Raw genomic sequence first — 1,848 nt, forward strand, 5'->3', positions numbered from 1 at the left:
CCGAGCGGAATCGCCGCGAGCACGGCGCGCTCATAGTCGAGGCCGGACATCAGCACACCGACGCCGCCGTTGAGCGGCCCCATGACATTTTCTTCCGGCACTTCGCAATCGTCGAACACCAGTTCCGCCGTCGGGCTGCCCTTCATCCCGACCTTCTCGATCTTCTGGCCGATGGAAAAGCCCTTCATGCCCTTTTCGATCAGGAAAGCGGTAATCCCGCCCGAACCGGCGTCGGGCCGGGTCTTCGCATAGACCACCAGAGTATCGGCATCGGTCGAGTTGGTGATCCAGAATTTGGTGCCGTTGAGGACATAGCCGCCCTGCACCGCTTCGGCCTTCAATTTCATCGAAACCACGTCAGAGCCGGCTCCGGCTTCCGACATCGCCAGAGCGCCAACATGCTCGCCCGAAATCAGCTTCGGCAGATATTTGGCCTTTTGCTCGGCCGATGCCCAGCGGCGGATCTGGTTGACGCACAGGTTGCTGTGGGCCCCATAGCTCAGGCCCAGCGCGGCGCTGCCGCGGCTGACTTCCTCCACCGCAATCGCATGTTCGATATAGCCGAGCCCGAGGCCGCCATCTTCCTCCTCGACCGTTATCCCGTGCAGACCAAGATCCCCCATCTGCGTCCACAGCTCGCGCGGAAACCAGTCTTCGCGGTCCATCTTCTGGGCCAGCGGCATGATCTTCTCTTCGGCAAAGCGCCTTGTCGTGTCGCGGATCTGGTCGGCCATTTCGCCGAGCTGGAAATCAAATTGGGGCGTGGCAATCATCATCGGTCCTTTGCATATTTGATGTTCGTTTAGCAGAATCCCAGATGGTTTCCATAGCTTGTTCCCCTGCGCTGGCAGGGGCCCATCTCCTGCCATCGCGTCAAGAACGAAGCTCCCGAGATAGATCCCCGCCTGCGCGGGGAAACAGGCAATTTGCATTGCCGAATATTCCGTCCAGTGCCATAGCCCCGCCATGCTCTACAATCTCGCCAAACCGTTCATATTCGCGCTGGAGGCGGAACGCGCCCATGGCCTGACCATTGCCGGCCTGAAGACGGTACCGATGGGACCAGCCCCCAAATCCGACCCGGTTCTGGCGACCCATGTCGCCGGACTCGACTTCGTCAATCCGATCGGCATGGCCCCCGGCTTCGACAAGAATGGCGAGGTGCCCGATGCGCTGATCCGCATGGGCTTCGGCTTTGCCGAGGTTGGCACGCTGACGCCGCTGCCGCAAGCGGGCAATCCCCGGCCGCGCATTTTCCGGCTGGTCGAGGACAAGGCGGTGATCAACCGTCTGGGCTTCAACAATCGCGGACAGGCAGACGCGATCCCGCGTCTCGAACGGATGCGAGCGCGGATGGGCAAGGGCGTGCTCGGCATCAATATCGGCGCGAACAAGGATAGCGACGACCGGATTGCCGACTATGTCACCGGCGCCAGAAATATGGCACCGCTGGCCGACTATCTGACGGTCAATATCAGCTCGCCCAACACACCCGGCCTCCGCGCGCTGCAGGACAAGGGCGCACTAGCCGAACTGCTGGCCGCGGTGAGGGATGCGATGGGCCAATCGAAAACCCCGGTCTTCCTGAAGGTCGCTCCCGATCTCGAGCCGGCCGATATCGACGATATCGTGCAGGTCGCGAGCGAGCAGAACATCGCCGCCCTGATCATTTCCAACACCACCATCAGCCGCCCGGCCCTGCGGTCCGCCCACCAGTCCGAAAGCGGCGGCCTGTCCGGAGCCCCGCTCAAGGATCTCGCCCTCCAGAGACTCAGGGATTTCCGCAAGGCCAGCGGCGGCCGGATCCCGCTGATCGGGGTCGGCGGCATCGCCACCGCAGCGGACGCG

General features: G+C 62.7%; 2 protein-coding genes. One reads left to right on the forward strand and one right to left on the reverse strand.

Translation table 11 applies throughout. The features are described from left to right. A partial coding sequence (locus ACEW8J_RS11490; protein WP_373491781.1) for an acyl-CoA dehydrogenase family protein occupies nt 1-773 on the reverse strand: 773 nt, incomplete at its 3' end. A 193-nt stretch (nt 774-966) separates the two neighbouring features. On the opposite strand from ACEW8J_RS11490, the gene ACEW8J_RS11495 reads away from it, so the two are divergent. Then, the coding region (locus tag ACEW8J_RS11495; protein ID WP_373491782.1) for a quinone-dependent dihydroorotate dehydrogenase at nt 967-1,848 on the forward strand (882 nt) is incomplete at its 3' end.

This window comes from Parasphingorhabdus sp. (genome assembly GCF_041748495.1).
Taxonomy (GTDB): domain Bacteria; phylum Pseudomonadota; class Alphaproteobacteria; order Sphingomonadales; family Sphingomonadaceae; genus Parasphingorhabdus.